The sequence below is a fragment of the Burkholderia sp. BCC0397 genome (assembly GCF_902832865.1).
Classification (GTDB): domain Bacteria; phylum Pseudomonadota; class Gammaproteobacteria; order Burkholderiales; family Burkholderiaceae; genus Burkholderia.
The window spans coordinates 172,770-188,311 of record NZ_CADFDL010000011.1 but is presented as its reverse complement, the minus strand read 5'-3'; the positions used below and the strand labels follow the sequence as shown (position 1 = coordinate 188,311).

Sequence of the window (15,542 nt, the reverse complement as noted above, 5' to 3'; positions counted from 1 at the left end):
GACGCGGATAGCCGCTGCCGGTCACGACACGCGCGGCGACCACCCGCCCTGCCGCATCGGCATCCAGTTCGACGAGCGCGGTGCCGTGCGCAACGACAGCCAACGCGATGCGCATGCCACGCGAGCCGGCGCGATCGTCGACGACACTGCGTACCCCGCTCGTCTGTCGCATACCGAAAGCAGCGGTCCGCATCACGCGCTCCGTCCAGCGTCCGGCCGTTCTTGCATACGCAAATCGCTCTGGGGATATGAAGAGGACTGCATATCGATCTTCCCGATATCCATCGCGTCGCGCTGTCTCACTCGCCCGGCTTTCGTCCTGGCCGTGCCCCCTCAGCCGTCGCACGCCGCGCCGCATTGCGCGAGCGAATTCTCCTTGCTGCGGAAAACCAGCGGCTGTTCGTCGCTCGGCGCGCGACGTCGCGCGAACTGCACGGCCTGTTCGACCTGCCCGTGATGGGCGGACTTCGCGCACACCGGATCGGCCTCCTTCGGATCGCCGGCCAGCAGGTAGGCCTGACACCGGCACCCGCCGTGATCCGCATACCGCTCGTCGCACGTGCGGCACGGCTCGCGCATCCAGTCGTCGCCGCGAAACGCGTTGAACGCATCGCTGTCGTACCAGATTTCCCGCAGCGGCCGGTCGCGCACGTTCGGCAGCGCGAGCCCCGGCAGCGACCGCGCGGCATGACACGGCAGCGCAGTGCCGTCCGGCGCGACGCCGAGGAACACCGAGCCCCAGCCGTTCATGCACGCCTTCGGGCGGCGCTCGAAATAGTCGGGCACGACGAACAGGATCTTGCAGCGCTCGCCGATCAGCTTGCGATAGCGGTTGACCGTTTCCTCGGCCTCGCGCACCTGCTCGACGGTCGGCATCAACTGGTCGCGATTGAGCATCGCCCAGCCGTAGTACTGCGTGTTCGCGAGTTCCAGGTAATCGGCGCCGAGATCGAGCGCCATCTCGATGATCTGCCCCACGTGCGGCAGGTTGTAGCGATGCAGCACGCAGTTCAGCACCATCGGGTAGCCATGCGCCTTGATCAGCCGCGCCACGTCGCGCTTCAGTCCGAACGTGCGCGTGCTGGTCAGGAAATCGTTCAGCTCGCGCGTCGAATCCTGCAGCGACAACTGGATATGATCGAGCCCGGCGGCCTTGAGCCGCTCGATGCGCGCGACGTTCAGCCCGATGCCCGACGTGATCAGGTTCGTATAGAAGCCGAGCCCGCGCGCATGCGCGACGAGCGTCTCGAGGTCGCCGCGCTGCAGCGGCTCGCCGCCCGAGAAGCCGATTTGCGCGGCGCCGAGCGCGCGCGCATCGCTGATGACCGTGCGCCATGCGTCGGTGTCGAGTTCCGCGCCGTGCGTCGCGAAGTCGACCGGGTTGTAGCAGAACGCGCAGTGCAGCGGGCAGCGGTACGTGAGTTCCGCGAGCAGCCACAGCGGCGCGGACGGACGGGAAGTGTCGGGCGTCATGTCAGTCCAGCCAGCCGCGCAGTCGCGCATGATCGAGGAAACGGTAGACGTCGGTCGCGAGATCCGATTGCATGAACAGGCGCTCGAGTTCGCCGATGATGTCGTCCAGTTCGCGCGTGCCGTCGCAGCGCGCGAGTATCTCGCCTGCACTCGGGTTGAGCTTGACCATGCCCTCCGGATAGAGGAGCACGTACGCATCCTGGGCCGCCTCCCATTGCAGGCGGTACATGCCCCTGAGGCAGGGGCGCAGCGGCACGCCGCTGGCGGCTTCGATCGCGTTCATACGGGGTAGGCCTTTTCGACGGCGTCGAGCATCGACCACAGGATGTCGAGCTTGAATTGCAGAATGCCGAGCGCGCGCTGCTGCGCGTCCGGTGTCGTGAAATGCGCGAGCGTCACCGCGAGCCCATGCTCGACGTCGCGCTGCGCGAGCGGCACGCGGCTGCGGAAGTAATGCAGCCCGGCCGGCTCGATCCACGGGTAATGCGACGGCCAGCCCGCGAGCCGGTCGAGATGGATCTGCGGCGCGAACATCTCGGTCAGCGACGAGCACACGGCTTCCTGCCAGGGCGCGCGCCGCGCGAAGTTCACGTACGCATCCACCGCGAAACGCACGCCGGGCAGCACGTGTTCGAGCGACCACAGTTCGGCACGCGTGAGGCCGCATGCCTCGCCGAGCCGCACCCACGCCTCGATGCCGCCTTCGTTGTCGCCCTGCCCGTCGTGGTCGATCAGCCGCTGGATCCAGCGGCGCCGCGTCTCGCGGTCGGGGCAGTTCGACAGGATCGCCGCATCCTTGAGCGGGATGCAGATCTGATAGTAGAAGCGGTTCGCGACCCAGCCGCGGATCTGCGCGGGCGAACAGGCGCCGCTGTTGAGCCGCCGGTTGAACGGATGATGGATGTGATAGCGCGATTCGAGCGCACGCAGGCGCGCCTCGAATTCGGTCGCGGTCCAGGGCGTCGCGTGCAACGCCGTAGCGGGGATCGGTGCGTTCATCGTCAGACCTGGAATTGCATGCCGTCGTGTGCGACGTCGATGCCATGCGCGCGCAGCTGCGCGTGCTCGACGGAATGCGGATCGAGAATCGGGTTCGTGTTGTTGATGTGCGTGAGCACCTTGCGCGTTCGCGCGGGCAGCCTGTCGAGCCAGTCGATCATGCCGGGCCGCCCGGCTTCCGCGCACTGCGCGAGATGCCCCATGTCGGCCGCGTGCTTGCCCGACAGGCCGAGATCGATCATCTCGGTCCCGGTCCAGAACGTGCCGTCCACCAGCACGAGATCGGCGCCGTCCATTGCCGCGCGCACGTCGTCGCTGACCGACGCGAGCCCCGGCGCATAGAACGCGCGCCGCCCGCTCGCGACGTCCTCGATCGACAGCGCGATGTTGTCGCCGGGCGCGGCCGACGCGCGTCGCGGCGAATAAGGCGGCGGCTTGCTGTCGACGGCGATCGCGGTGAAACGGATCCCGCTCGCCGCCGGCACCGCGAACGGCTCGCCGGGCACGATCGTGTGCGCGGCGACGCCGCAGTAATGGCCGAGCAGCGGCACGAGCGGCAAGCCGGTCGACAGGTCGTCGAGCACCGGCGCGCTCGCGTAGAGCGGCAGCGGCGTCGAGCGCTCGCGCAGCATCAGCAGGCCCGTCACGTGATCGATCTGCGCGTCGCACAGCAGGACGGCGGCGATGCCGCTGTCGCGGATCGCGCGCGCCGGTTGCAGGTCCGGATCCGCGCGCAACTGGGAAAGAATGTCGGGCGACGCGTTGACGAGCACCCAGTCGATGCCGTCGTCGCTGACCGCGATCGACGACTGCGTGCGCGGCAGCACGTGGCCGCTTCCGCTGCGCGCACGGCGACAGTTCGCGCAATTGCAGTTCCATTGCGGCAGCCCGCCGCCGGCTCCCGAGCCGAGTATCTTGATCTTCATGGCGTCAGCTCCCGAGGCCGCCCGCGCCGACCACGGCGAAACGGGCGGCACGCACGGCGATCAGCGGTTGGCGATGTACATCGTGATTTCGAAGCCGAAGCGCAGGTCGGTGTAAGACGGTGTCGTCCACTGCATGGTGTGTCTCCTGTCGAGTTGATGATGGATGCGTTGCTGGGTGAGTCGAACGACCGCGGCAATCGAGCGGTCGATTCATCTTCAGCAAGGAGCGTGCCGAAGCCGTATTTCGGCGGTGCAGCGGCGGTAGACCGCCGTCATCCGGGCAGCGGGGCGGAATCCTTACGAATCGCCGACACGATTCGCGCGAATGCGTGCCACCACCCCGGCGGCACGATGTCCGCGAGTGGTGACAGGTGTTGAATCGTTGAACACCGGTGTTGCAACTTGACACACCGGCTGTGACAGGTCGCGCACCGCACGACGGCGGCGCGTCAGCTTTCGTCGGACGGATGGCGCCCCGCGTCGGCGCCCGGCATCTTCCGGTAGATCGTGTTGCGCGAGACGCCGAGCGCACGCGCCGCGGCGGATACGTTGCCGCCGTGACGGGCCAACGCGGCGGCGATCGCGGACGCGGCGACGTCCTGCAGGCGCGCATCGGCGGGCGGCAACACGTCCGCGACGCCGGGCCCGGCGCCGGCGCTCGCCGCGGCGGGCGAATCGGGCGTGGCCGGCACGGCCTGTACATCGCCGCGCCGCAGGTCGTCGAAGAAGTCGTCCGGCAGGTGCTCGCGCCGGATTTCGCCGTCGTCGTCGACCATGGCGGCCGCCGTGCGCAGCAGGTTGCCGAGCTGGCGGAAATTGCCCGGCCACGTGCAGCGCACGAACAACTCCATCACGTCCGGCGCGACCGACAGCGGCGGCCGGCCCGGGCCCGCGAACGCCTCGCGTTGCAGCATCTTCTGCACGACGACCGCGAGATCCGTGCGGTCGCGCAACGGCGGCAGGCGCACCACGAGGCCGTTCAGCCGGTAGTAGAGATCCTCGCGAAAACGGTTCTGCGCGATCATCTCGCGCAAATCGCGGTGCGTCGCGCAGATGATCGCGATGTCCACCGCGATCGTCTTCGTCGACCCGAGCGGGTTCACGAGGCGCTCCTGCAACACACGCAGCAGCCGCACCTGCAGCGGATACGGCATGTCGCCGATCTCGTCGAGAAACAGCGTGCCGCCGTTCGCCTGCAGCAGCTTGCCGATCGCCCCCTTGCGGCGCGCGCCGGTGAACGCGCCCTCCTCGTAGCCGAACAGCTCGGACTCGATCAGCGTCTCCGGAATCGACGCGCAGTTGACCGCGACGAACGGCGCGTCGCGCCGCGGCGAGTCGTTGTGGATCGCCTGCGCGAGCAACTCCTTGCCGGTGCCGGTCTCGCCGGTGATCAGGATCGGGATGTCCTTGCCGATCACCTTGCGCACCTTCGCGATCACGCACGCGACGTGCGCATCGCCGGTGTCGAGATAGTTGAGCCGCGACAGGCCGGCCGACGTGCCCGCCGCCGGCGCGGGCACCGCGTTCGCGCGCGCGGCCGGCGCCCCCGCGTCGCGGACGTCCGTCGGCCGGCTGCCTTCGGCGAGCGTCGCGCGGCGAAAGTGCACGCGCGCGCAGACCACCGCGCCGTTGCCGAGATTCAGCATCAGGTGCCGGTCGGTGCTCGCGCGCATGCGGTCGATCAGTTGCGCACTGGTGATGTCGAACAGCGACGACAGCGTGTGCGCGCGCAGCGCGGCGAGCGGCATGCCGAGCTGGAACTGCGCGCTGCGATTGGCCGACAGGAAGCGGCCGTCGGCGGTGAACGCGACGATCCCTTCCATCAGCGTACCGAGGAACTCGGGGCGGCCATGGAACGACACCTGCAGCGTTTCCTGGAAGGTCGTCGTAAACAGGTGATTCTCGATCATCTGCACCGACATCTTCGCGAGCGCCATCGTGTGCTGGTGATAGCTGCGGTGGTCGCCCGTCACGTCGAGCACGCCGATCGCGTCGCCGTACGGATCGAGGATCGGCACGCTCGAACAGGTCAGGAAGCGGTTCGCGGCCAGGAAGTGCTGGTCGCCGTGGACGACCATCGGGCACAGCTCGGCCAGCGCCGTGCCGATCGCGTTGGTGCCCTGCCGGTTCTCCGCCCAGTTCGCGCCCGGGCGCAGCGCGACCTTCTCCGCGCGGCGCAGGAAATCGTCGTCGCCGATCGAATGCAGGATCAGCCCTTCCGCATCGGTCAGCACGATCATGCTCTGCGTGTTGACGATCTGCTCGTGCAGCGTCTCCATCACCGGCATCGCGTGCACGCACAGCACCCGGCTCTGCTCGCGCTTGAGCACCAGCGCCGCGTTCGACAGCACGTCGTAGTCGGGCCGTGCCGATACCTGCAGGCCGAACGTCTCCGAGCGCTCGTGGGCCTTCTGGATCGACGGCGCGGGCCAGCCAGCGGGATGCGCGGCCCGTGACCCGGCCGCCTGCTCTACGTCGTCGCGCATTGTCTCCTCCGGGGGATCCTTCCGGTCAACTGCCGGACTCTTTGCCGTCATTGCAAGCAAGCATCGGGCCACGCCGGCGCCCGGGCACGAATTGAAAGCACGATGTAATGAATCGGCCGGGCGCGGCGGCGGCGTGTCGCGTCACGCGACGGCCAGGCCTTCGTGATACCGCGATTTCCCGACGCGTGACTACCCGTGCGAATCCGGATCTGCGCGGCTGGCGCGTTTCTGGCTTTATCGCAGAACCGATCCGGCCACTGGCCGGCCGAGTGACGGTTGCCCTCCCGATTCCGCCCGAGCCCTATCGACATGACGCGTCGCCCGATTCGATCCACGCCGTCGCCCGCGCCTCGGGCCTTGCCCGACACGCCGGCGTCGCCGGCCACGCCAGCGCGCCGGCGCCTGCACCGCGACGCGCAATCGATCGCATTCGCCGTGGCCGGCGCTCCGCAGGGCCATCCGGTCGTCGTGCTGCACGGCGGGCCCGGCAGCGGCAGCCAGGCCGGCATCCTGCGGCTGTTCGACCTCACCCGCGTGCGCGTCGTGCTCGTCGACCAGCGCGGCGCGGGCGCGTCGACACCGCGCGGCGGCACGCGTCACAACAACACCGCGCGGCTGATCGCGGATCTGGAGGCGGTGCGCGAGCAGCTCGGCATTGCACGCTGGGGCGTCGTCGGCGGATCGTGGGGCGCCGCGCTTGCGCTCGCGTATGCGGGCACGCATCCAGAGCGGGTGACGGGCGTCGTATTGCGCGGCCTGTTCCTGACGTCGCCACGCGAAGTTCGCGGACTCTTCATGACCTCCCGCACGCGTGCGCCGCGCGAATGGCGACGCCTGCATGCAGCGGCCGGCGGCGGCCGGCCGGATCGCCTGCTGTCGCGCTGCGCGCAGCGACTGCGCCACGGCGCGAGCGCGGCCCGACAGCGCGCGGTGGCGCTCGCGTGGCACGCGTACGAAAACGCCATCCTCGCATCGGCGCGAACGCGCCGCTCGCCCGTGCGCGCGGTCCGGTCGAACAAGACCGTCGGCCGGCTGATCGACAAATACCGGATCCAGGCGCACTACCTGCAACACGATTGCTGGCTCGGCGAGCGCCGCGTACTCGCGCTCGCGCGACGGGCCGCACAGGCCCGCGTGCCGCTATTCGCCGCGCACGGGATGCACGATCCCGTTTGCCCGGTCGGCAATGTCGAGCGACTCGCGCGAGCCGCCCCCGAAGCGGAAATCGAACGCGTGAAGGCCGGGCATCTGGCAAGCGAGCCCGCGTTGGCGCGCAGCGTCGCACGGGCGGTGAATGCGATGTTCGCGACGGTGCCGTTCACGTGACGACCCGGCGCTCGTTCGCGTCACGGCGCGACCACACACGCGGCCGCACCACGCTCAGTCCCACGCATAGCGCACGCCGACCCACTCGCCACGCGGCGCGCCCGGCCCGACGAACTGTTCGTTCACCGGATGGGCGCCGTCGAACGTATGGTTCGGCCCGTTGAAGAAATTCTGGCCGAGCGCGCCGAAGCTTACATAGCGCTTGTCGAACAGGTTCGTCACGCTCGCGAACACCTCGAACCGCTTCGTGACCCGGTAACGCATGTCGAGATCGACCAGCACATAGCCCGCGATCCGGCCGTTCACGTCCGCGTTGTTCTCGTCGCCGCGCGCGTACACGCCGCTGCGCCACGCGACGTTCGCGCCGATGTCCCACGCGGGCGTCGCCTCGTAGTCGAGCCGCAGCTTCACCGTATGCGCGGGAATGCCGGGGATGCGGTCGCCCGGCTTGACCGTCACGTTGCCGTTCGCGTCGGCCGCCGAATTCGCCGGGCTGTGTTCGGTCCATGACGAACGGTAGGTCGCATCGACATAGCTATACGACAGCCCGACACCGAGCGGGCCGAGCCGCGTGCGGCCGGCGAGCTCGATACCCTGCCGCCGCGTATCGCCGACGTTGCGGAAATAGCCCTGCGCGCTGGCCGGACTGCTAATGAACTGGATGTCGTCCGTCAGCGTCGTGCGGTAGGCCGCAGCGCTCCAGGTCGTCGCCGCGCCGAAGCGGCCGCGCACGCCGGCTTCGAACGTCTTCGAGATCACGGGTTTGAGCGCCGGGTCGGCGATGAAGTCGTTCGGCAGCGAACACGGCGCGGCCGGGTCCGCGCATGCGAGCTCGATCGCGGTCGGCGAACGCATGCCTTCGTTGTAGGCCGCATACGCGGTGAAGCCCGCGACCGGGTTCCAGTTGAGTCCGACCGCCGGGTTGAAGCGCGAGAACACATGGTTGCCGTCGAGCAGCGGCTGCACGCCGCTCTCGTCGCCGATCTGCGCTTTTGACCAGTCGTAGCGGCCCGACAGCGTCAGCGTCCAGTGCGGCGTCAGCGACAGTGCATCGCTCAAGTACACGCCGACGTTCGCGTTGCGCGTCTTCGCGCTGGTCTGCCGGACGAATTCGCCGATGCCGATCGCCGCGCGCGCATCGGTGAAAGACGCGTCCTGCGACGACGCGACGTAGCTCGAGTTCGCGACGTCGGCCGACACGCCCGCGACCAGCCGGTTCGCCATCCCGCCGAGCTTGCCGAGCAGCGTGAGCTGCACGCTGCCGCCGTAGCTGTCGGTGACGATCGTCGATTGCGCGTTGCTGCCCTGCACCGTGTCGACCGTGCCGTCCTCGTCCACCGATCCGTAATCCGTATTGTTGTTGCTGCTCGTGTTCGCGTTGCGCAGGTGCCGGTAGTACGCGTTGCCGCTCAGCTCAACGTGCTCGCCGAAAAAGAGGTCGCCGGACAGCGTCAGGTAGCCGGCGCTGTTGCGGTTCCGGTCCGGATACGTATACGCCTGCTTCGGGTTGCCGAGGAACGAGCGCGGGATCGTCTGGGTGCCGGACAGCGTGTTGTCCGCTCCGCCTGCGGCGATCGACAGCGTCGTGTCCGCATCGATGTAGCGCAGCTTGCCGAACGCCTGCCGCACGCGGCTCGCGTTATGGTCGGCCCAGCCGCCGTCGTTCGCGACGTTCGCGGTCGCGTAGTAGTCGAGGTTCGGGCCGATCGTGCCGCCCTGCTCGACGCTGGCGGTCTTGCGGCCCCATGCGCCGCCCGATACCTCCGCTTCGCCGCCCGGGCTCGACTTGCCGTTCTTCGTCGTGATCGCGAGCGCACCGCCGAGCGTGTTGAGCCCGTACACCGGGTTGGAGCCCGGGATCAGCTGCACGCGGTCGATCGCCTGCGTGGGCAGGATGTCCCAGTTCACGACGTCGCCGAACGGCTCGTTCACGCGCACGCCGTCGACGAACACCGACAACCCCTGCGGCGTGCCGAGCAGCGGCGACGCGGTGAAGCCGCGATAGTTGACGTCCGTCTGATACGGGTTGCCCTGCGCGTCCGAGATCGTCACGCTCGGCAGGTTCGCGGCGAAGAAATCGGTGAGCGTCGCGCGGTGCTGCACGTCGAGTTCCGCCGCACGCACCGTCTGCACGTTCGCCGGCACCTTCGACAGCGGCGTGCCGATCCCGAGCAGCGGCGTCGTGCCGACGACCACCACCGCGGGCAGCACGACGGTCGATGCGGGCAGCGCGATCGCGGCGCCGTCCGCCTGCTGCTGCGCGCGCACGCTGCCGGGCGGCAGGCCGAACAGCGCCAGCGCGCCGAGGGTCGTGCCGACGCATCGCGCACGCCGGCCGCGCCGCGTCGCGCCGTCGCGCCCGGCTGCCTTTGGTCTCCTGATCATTTCCGTTGTCTCCGCACCTGTATTCCGCCGGCCCGTGCGATGCACCGCGCGGCGACGGGTTGTCGCGAAGCCGGCGTGCGAGAACCGTGCCAGCGCCGCGAGCGCAAGCGGTGCGCGCTGCGCCGCACATCGATTTGGACCGGCATGCGTGCGACCGACGGCCCGCTGTTCTGCGGACTGCACCACCTGTCATGTTTGGCAACACTTCGCGCGCGACGGTGTACCTGAATGCAACACCTTCGTTGACGCCATGGCGCGCGTCGTCGATCGACGCATCAGCGGCGATGCGCCGGTGTGCCGCGCCACACCGGCTTCCAGCCGCGATGGCATGCGACTTGCGTGACGGGCAGTGCACTCGGCCCGGAACCCCAACCGTGCCGGCGCGACGAATCGTTCGCGGCGGTGCGACCACAATGACCCAGGAGACAACCATGAAGAAACTCTCGGCTTCAGCGAGCCGGCTGGCGACGATCGGCATCGCGGTGGCGGCCGCCGTCGCGCTGAACCCCGGCCTCGTCGAAGCGGCCGCGGACTACCCGGCCGTGACCTACCAGCGCCTGACCGATGCTCACGGCGATCCGGGCTGGCTGACCTACTACCGCACCTACGACGGCCGCTCGCATTCGCCGCTCAAGCAGATCGACACGTCGAACGCGAAGGATCTCAAGCAGGTGTGGGCGTACAAGTTCCCCGCCGACCTGAAGCAGGGTTTCGAGGCCACGCCGATCGTGAACGGCAACTATCTGTTCGTGACGACGCCGAAGGACAACGTCTACGCGTTCGACGCCAAGACCGGCAAGCAGCTGTGGAAATACGAGCCGAAGCTCGGCGCGGCGTCGTTCAAGACCGCGTGCTGCGACGTCGTCAACCGCGGCGTCGCGCTGTACGGCAAGAACGTCTATATCGCGATGCTGAACGGCGAAATCGCGGCGCTCGACGCGCAGACCGGCAATCTCGTGTGGAAGAAGCAGATGTTCGAGCCGGGCCTCGGCTACGCGTTCTCGCTCGCGCCGCTCGCGATCGACGGCGCGATCGTCGTCGGCACGTCCGGCGGCGAATACGGCATTCGCGGCTACATCGCCGCGCTGAATCCGGAGGACGGCTCGCAGGTCTGGAAACGCTATACGATCCCCGCCGCCGGTGAAAAGGGCGCGGAAACCTGGCCCGACGGCATGCAGAGCCATGGTGGCGGCGCCGCGTGGCTCACCGGCACGTACGACGCCGCGTCGCGCACGCTGTACTGGGGGGTCGGCAACCCCGGCCCGTGGCTCGCCGCGCTGCGCCCCGGCGACAACCTGTATTCCGACTCGCTGCTCGCGCTCGATGCGAAGAGCGGCAACCTGAAGTGGCACTACCAGTACACGAACAACGACACGTGGGACTACGACGGCGTGAACGCGGCCGTCCTCGCGGACATCAAGTACAAGGGCAAGGACTACGACGCGATCATCCACGCCGACCGCAACGGCTTCTTCCACGCGATCGACCGCACGACCGGCAAGCTGATCTACGCGACGCCGTTCGTGAAGGCGTTGTCGGTCACCGGCTACACGGCCGACGGCAAGCCGATCCAGGACGCATCGAAGTTCCCGAAGGCCGGCACGACGATCGAAACGTGCCCGAGCTTCCTCGGCGGCAAGAACTGGTGGTCGATCTCGTACGACCAGGAACGCAACATCGCGGTCGTGCCCGCGCTGCATGCGTGCATGAGCCTGACCGGCAAGTCGGTCAGCTACATGGAAGGCCTGCCGTATCTCGGCGAAGGCTTCGAGATCAAGCCCGAACCGGGTAGCGAAGGCTACGGCGAGCTGACGGCCATCGACGTGAACACCGGCAAGAAGCTGTGGAGCCACTGGTCGAAGAAGCCGTGGAACGGCGGCGTCGCGACCACGGCGAGCGGCCTCGCGTTCAGCGGCTCGCTCGACGGCCACCTGTACGCGTTCGATACGGCGACCGGCAAGGTGCTGTGGGAAAGCCCGCAACTGGCGAGCGGCATCATTTCGCAGCCGTCGGTGTACGAGGTCGACGGCAAGGAATATGTCGCCGTGCTCGCCGGCTACGGCGGCGCGAACCCGATCTGGGGCGGCCCGATGGCCGACATCGCGAAGGACGTTCCGCGCGGCGGCACGCTCTACGTGTTCGCGCTCGACTGAACCGGCGCCACGCCCCAGTCGCGCCCGCATGCGCCCGATGCGGGCGCGACGCCCCACCCGCTTGAACCGGACACACGATCATGAATACTCGTCTCACTTCCGTCACCGTCGCCAGTCTGCTCGCCGTGGGCGTGGCGCTGACACCCGCAGCCGCATCGGCCGGCGTGCGCGTCTGCACGCTGCCCGGCAGCCCGACCACCGCGCTCGACCGCTCCGTGGCGCGCGAAGTGTTCCGCACCGCGGGCATCGCCGCGACCTTCAACCAACGCGGCGTCGACGACAACGGCGACGACGACGGCATCTCCGCCAGCGAGCTGACGAAATCGCTCGAACGCGACTGCGACGTGATCGCCGGCTTCCCGCGTTCGGCGATCGCCGATGCGTCGGGATCGAAAATGACGTTCTCGCAGGGCTATCTGCGCTCCGGCTACGTCAGCGTGTCGCTGCGCGATGCGCAAGCGCCGACCGGCGCGAAGGAAACGATCGCGGCCACGTACGGCAGCCCGTCGCAACTGATCGCCGCGCAGCAGGCGAACGCCCGCTTCGACCTCGAGAACACGAGCGAGAAAACGATCGGCGCGCTCGCCGCGGGTCGCGCGCAGCGCGCGATCGTCTGGTATCCGAGCGTCGTCGCCTACGAGCGTGCACATCCGAAACAACGGTTCAAGGTGGCGGCGACTGCATCGCCGTACTCCGACTGGCAACTGTCGTTCGCCTTCGGGCCGGGCAAGGACGCGCTGCAAAAGCGCATCGACGCCACGCTGTCGCAGATGAGCGGCAACGGCCGTCTCGCGTCGCTCACGCGCGGCTGGACGCTTCCCGACGACATCGCGCAAGCCGCCGCCACGCCCGTGCCCGGCCGGTTTCTAGACGGCGCGATCGCGTCCGCGCAGCGGCCGGCAAAGAGCGGCTTCATCAAGGTTTCGACGAGCGAAGGCAGCGGCGTCCCGTCGTTCGACCAGGCGCAGGTGCAACACGGCAAGAAGCTCTATACCGATGCGTGCGCGAAATGCCACGGAGACCAGCTCGAAGGCAATACCGCGCCCGCGCTGAGCGGTGAATCGTTCGCGCCCGAAGGCAAGTCCCACATCACGGTCGGCGGAATCTTCCTGTACATGTCGAGCAACATGCCGGCCGATCGCCCCGGCAAGATGACCGCGCAGGAATACGAGGACCTGATGGCGTTCCTGCTTTACTCGAACGGCTACGACGCGTCGCAGAGCAAGCTGACCGCCGATCTCGCCAACGCGTCGAAGGCGCCGCTCATCGCCGGGCCGCGCAAGTAACTTTCCCGCCCGCTTTCGTTTCGGTCGACCGCCGCGCCGGGCAGCATGCCCGGCGCGCGGGCCGGATTTTTTCTTGTCATTTCATCCAGGACGACACCATGATCTCCCGCCATCGCAGAACCTTCTTCGTGCAGGCCGCCGGCCTGTGCGCCGCGCTCGCGACCAGCCCGCGCGCATTCGCCGCCGCACCGCCCGTCGACGAAAACGACGCGGCAGCGAAAACGCTCGGCTACCGCGCAAAGGCGACGGCCGTCGACGCAGGCAAGTTCCCGAAGTATCAGGCCGGCCAGACGTGTTCGAACTGCCGCTTCTACAAGGCCGCCGCGGGCGAATCCGTCGGTACGTGCCCGATGTTCGCGGGCAAGACGGTTGCCGCCGAAGGCTGGTGCAACGTCTATGCGAAGCTCGCTTGATGCCGGACCCGCCCGCGAGCGCGACGACGCGTCGCGTCGCGGTGCGGACGCCGAACGCGCGGACCATCTGCATGCGCTGATCGCGCTGGGCATCGACCGCGGATACGTGACGCACGGCGAAATCGCCGATGCGTTGCCCGATGCGTTGCCGGATGACGCGGCCGAACGCGCGGCTGTCGACGCGGCCGCGTCGATGCTGCGCGAGTTCGGCATCGACGTACGCGAGCATGCCGGCGCGCGTACTGCGTGGACGCTCGACCGCCATTTTTCTCCGGTGTCGGAAGTCGCGTCGTCGCTCGCCGACGCATCGACGCCGCTCGCGGCCGACGACCTGCTCGCGGGCCGGACCAACGATCCGGTCCGGCTCTATCTGCGGGAAATGAGCGCGACGCCGCTGCTCGAACGCGACGAAGAGATCGCGCTCGCGCTTCGTCTGGAAAGCGGCCGTGCCGCATGCATCGACGCATTGAGCCGCGATCCGGCGGCGCTCGCCGCCGTCGCAGCGATCGCGGACGACATCCGTGCCGGCAAGGTGGCGGCGTCGGTTTACGTGACGGGATTCGCCGGCGATATCGCTCCGCCCGCGAGTGCGCCGACGATGTTGCCCAACGATTCAACCGCGGAATCGCCGGCGCCGGACGACGACGCCAGTCCTTCCCTCGACACCCCGGCGTGGCGCGATACGGTCGTCGAAGCACTCGAGCGCGCCGGTGTGCTGGCATCGGCGATGCAGCATGCGTTGCACGCCGACGGTTTCGCGTCGGCCGCTTACCGGGTGCTGCTGCGCGAGGCTGCCGTATCGACCGGCAGAATCCGCTTCACCTCGCGCGCGATCGAACGCATCGGGCAAGCGAACCGCGAGCGCGCGAGCCGAGCGCGCGAGCCGAGCGCGCACGTTCGAAAAGCGGCTCGTCGACACGCTGGCCGCCTCGGGCATCCGTACGGAATCCGCACGCCACGACCGCTTCACGCCGTGCGACGACGTATACGCATGGCTGCACGCATGCAGCGCCGCGCACCCCGACTGCGCCGCCGCCCTCTCCCGCCATGCGCCGGCGCTGATCGACGCACGCAGCGCACTCGCTCGCCTCGCCGACCAGTCGCTCTTGCCGCTCGACATCGCGATCGCGCTCGACACGCGGTTCTCGCGTATCGAGCGGGCGATGCAACCCGCGAGAACGAAGCTGTTCCAGAGCAACCTGCGTCTCGTCGTCTCGGTCGCCAAACGCTATGCCGATCGCGGCCTGCCGTTCGCCGATCTGATCCAGGAAGGCAATATCGGCCTGATGAAGGCCGTCGATCGCTACGACCACCGGCGCGGCTTCAAATTCTCGACCTATGCGACCTGGTGGATCCGGCAGGCGATCACGCATGCGCTCGCCGATCTGGGGCGCACGATACGTGTGCCCGCGCATACGGTCGATACGCTCAACAAGCTGTCGCGGCTCGCGCGCATCCATCGGCAACGAACCGGCGACGTCGCCGACGCGCGGGCGCTTTCCGCGCAGATGCGGCTGCCGGTCGACAAGGTGCGCGAGCTGATGGGCATCGTGCGCGAACCGATCTCGGCCGACCTGCCGGTTTCGCCCGATCACGACCTCACGCTGTGCGACGTCACGATCGACCCCGACGCGCCGACGCCGGAAGAAGCCGCGAGCGCCGGCCAGTTGCGCACGGCGGTCGCGGCGCTGATCGATTGCCTCCCCGCCCGCGAAGCGTGGATTCTTCGCCTGCGCTACGGGATCGATGTCGACAACGAGTATTCGCTGCGTGAGATCGGCCGGCAACTGAACCTGTCGGCCGAACGCGTTCGTCAGCTCGAGGTGGCGGCACTCGAACGCATCCGGCAATTCAGGCACGCACCGGCGCTGCGCTCGCTGCTCGCGTGACGCGGCCGTGCCGGGCGAGCGCCAGCCGGATCGCACACCGAACTGCTCAGGACTGCAACACGCCTGCTGCATTTGTGAACGCCTCGCCGCATCGCGATACCGTCCGCAAACCCGACGGCCTGGCTGGATCGGGCATCACGCGCCCGGCTGTCGCGGGTTTTGCGGCAGCCGCGCACCGGTCGCGCAACTGGCATGCATGTTGCGTT

General features: G+C 68.5%; 12 protein-coding genes and 1 pseudogene. 6 read left to right on the top strand and 7 right to left on the bottom strand.

The window, feature by feature from the left end; translation table 11 throughout:
* Positions 1-333: 333 nt before the first annotated feature.
* From pqqE to HWX03_RS27760, 6 genes are all read right to left on the bottom strand, one after another.
* Complete coding sequence (gene pqqE / locus HWX03_RS27785; protein WP_175873451.1) at positions 334-1,473, bottom strand: pyrroloquinoline quinone biosynthesis protein PqqE; 1,140 nt, start codon at positions 1,471-1,473, stop codon at positions 334-336.
* Between the two features lies 1 nt (position 1,474).
* Positions 1,475-1,756, bottom strand: a complete 282-nt coding sequence (gene pqqD, locus HWX03_RS27780; RefSeq protein ID WP_006480620.1) for a pyrroloquinoline quinone biosynthesis peptide chaperone PqqD — start codon at positions 1,754-1,756, stop codon at positions 1,475-1,477.
* Positions 1,753-2,472 (bottom strand): pyrroloquinoline-quinone synthase PqqC, encoded by a 720-nt coding sequence (gene pqqC / locus HWX03_RS27775; RefSeq protein ID WP_175873449.1) that lies wholly within the window; start codon positions 2,470-2,472, stop codon positions 1,753-1,755. The genes pqqD and pqqC overlap by 4 nt, the downstream gene beginning before the upstream one ends.
* Before the next feature lie 2 nt (positions 2,473-2,474).
* Positions 2,475-3,398, bottom strand: coding sequence for a pyrroloquinoline quinone biosynthesis protein PqqB (gene pqqB / locus HWX03_RS27770; RefSeq protein ID WP_175873448.1), 924 nt, complete (start codon positions 3,396-3,398; stop codon positions 2,475-2,477).
* A gap of 60 nt (positions 3,399-3,458) precedes the next feature.
* Positions 3,459-3,533, bottom strand: coding sequence for a pyrroloquinoline quinone precursor peptide PqqA (gene pqqA, locus HWX03_RS27765; RefSeq protein WP_006485436.1), 75 nt, complete (start codon positions 3,531-3,533; stop codon positions 3,459-3,461).
* Positions 3,534-3,847: 314 nt separating this feature from the next.
* Positions 3,848-5,884, bottom strand: coding sequence for a sigma-54-dependent Fis family transcriptional regulator (locus tag HWX03_RS27760; protein ID WP_175873447.1), 2,037 nt, complete (start codon positions 5,882-5,884; stop codon positions 3,848-3,850).
* Positions 5,885-6,193: 309 nt separating this feature from the next.
* On the opposite strand from HWX03_RS27760, the gene HWX03_RS27755 reads away from it, so the two are divergent.
* On the top strand, positions 6,194-7,210 hold the full coding sequence (locus HWX03_RS27755) for an alpha/beta fold hydrolase (RefSeq protein WP_175873446.1): 1,017 nt from the start codon (positions 6,194-6,196) through the stop codon (positions 7,208-7,210).
* A 54-nt stretch (positions 7,211-7,264) separates the two neighbouring features.
* Here HWX03_RS27755 and HWX03_RS27750 read toward each other — a convergent pair whose 3' ends face one another.
* Positions 7,265-9,595 carry a TonB-dependent receptor gene (locus HWX03_RS27750; RefSeq protein WP_175873445.1) on the bottom strand — a complete coding sequence of 777 codons (2,331 nt, stop codon included), beginning with the start codon at positions 9,593-9,595 and terminating at the stop codon, positions 7,265-7,267.
* A gap of 431 nt (positions 9,596-10,026) precedes the next feature.
* Here HWX03_RS27750 and HWX03_RS27745 point away from each other — a divergent pair, with 431 nt between their 5' ends.
* The 5 genes and pseudogenes from HWX03_RS27745 to HWX03_RS37060 all read left to right on the top strand — a co-directional run bounded on the left by HWX03_RS27745 (position 10,027) and on the right by HWX03_RS37060 (position 15,336).
* Positions 10,027-11,748, top strand: coding sequence for a methanol/ethanol family PQQ-dependent dehydrogenase (locus tag HWX03_RS27745; protein ID WP_174430950.1), 1,722 nt, complete (start codon positions 10,027-10,029; stop codon positions 11,746-11,748).
* 80 nt (positions 11,749-11,828) lie between these two features.
* Positions 11,829-13,034, top strand: coding sequence for a c-type cytochrome (locus HWX03_RS27740; RefSeq protein WP_175873444.1), 1,206 nt, complete (start codon positions 11,829-11,831; stop codon positions 13,032-13,034).
* Between the two features lie 98 nt (positions 13,035-13,132).
* Positions 13,133-13,447, top strand: coding sequence for a high-potential iron-sulfur protein (locus tag HWX03_RS27735; protein WP_175822096.1), 315 nt, complete (start codon positions 13,133-13,135; stop codon positions 13,445-13,447).
* Positions 13,431-13,850 (top strand): annotated as a pseudogene (locus tag HWX03_RS37065) (RNA polymerase sigma factor region1.1 domain-containing protein); the annotation flags it as partial. The gene HWX03_RS27735 and the pseudogene HWX03_RS37065, both read left to right, overlap by 17 nt.
* A gap of 331 nt (positions 13,851-14,181) precedes the next feature.
* Positions 14,182-15,336: a sigma-70 family RNA polymerase sigma factor gene (locus HWX03_RS37060; RefSeq protein WP_244132797.1), complete on the top strand. Its 1,155-nt coding sequence runs from the start codon at positions 14,182-14,184 to the stop codon at positions 15,334-15,336.
* Positions 15,337-15,542: the final 206 nt, after the last annotated feature.

Bases quoted from the DNA above. Each gene is read 5' to 3' on its own strand.
- pqqB (WP_175873448.1), bottom strand. From the start codon at position 3,398: ATGAAGATCAAGATACTCGGCTCGGGAGCCGGCGGCGGGCTGCCGCAA.
- HWX03_RS27750 (WP_175873445.1), bottom strand. From the start codon at position 9,595: ATGATCAGGAGACCAAAGGCAGCCGGGCGCGACGGCGCGACGCGGCGC.
- pqqE (WP_175873451.1), bottom strand. From the start codon at position 1,473: ATGACGCCCGACACTTCCCGTCCGTCCGCGCCGCTGTGGCTGCTCGCG.
- HWX03_RS27735 (WP_175822096.1), top strand. From the start codon at position 13,133: ATGATCTCCCGCCATCGCAGAACCTTCTTCGTGCAGGCCGCCGGCCTG.
- HWX03_RS27760 (WP_175873447.1), bottom strand. From the start codon at position 5,884: ATGCGCGACGACGTAGAGCAGGCGGCCGGGTCACGGGCCGCGCATCCC.
- HWX03_RS27740 (WP_175873444.1), top strand. From the start codon at position 11,829: ATGAATACTCGTCTCACTTCCGTCACCGTCGCCAGTCTGCTCGCCGTG.
- HWX03_RS37060 (WP_244132797.1), top strand. From the start codon at position 14,182: ATGCGTTGCACGCCGACGGTTTCGCGTCGGCCGCTTACCGGGTGCTGC.
- pqqC (WP_175873449.1), bottom strand. From the start codon at position 2,472: ATGAACGCACCGATCCCCGCTACGGCGTTGCACGCGACGCCCTGGACC.
- pqqD (WP_006480620.1), bottom strand. From the start codon at position 1,756: ATGAACGCGATCGAAGCCGCCAGCGGCGTGCCGCTGCGCCCCTGCCTC.
- HWX03_RS27755 (WP_175873446.1), top strand. From the start codon at position 6,194: ATGACGCGTCGCCCGATTCGATCCACGCCGTCGCCCGCGCCTCGGGCC.
- HWX03_RS27745 (WP_174430950.1), top strand. From the start codon at position 10,027: ATGAAGAAACTCTCGGCTTCAGCGAGCCGGCTGGCGACGATCGGCATC.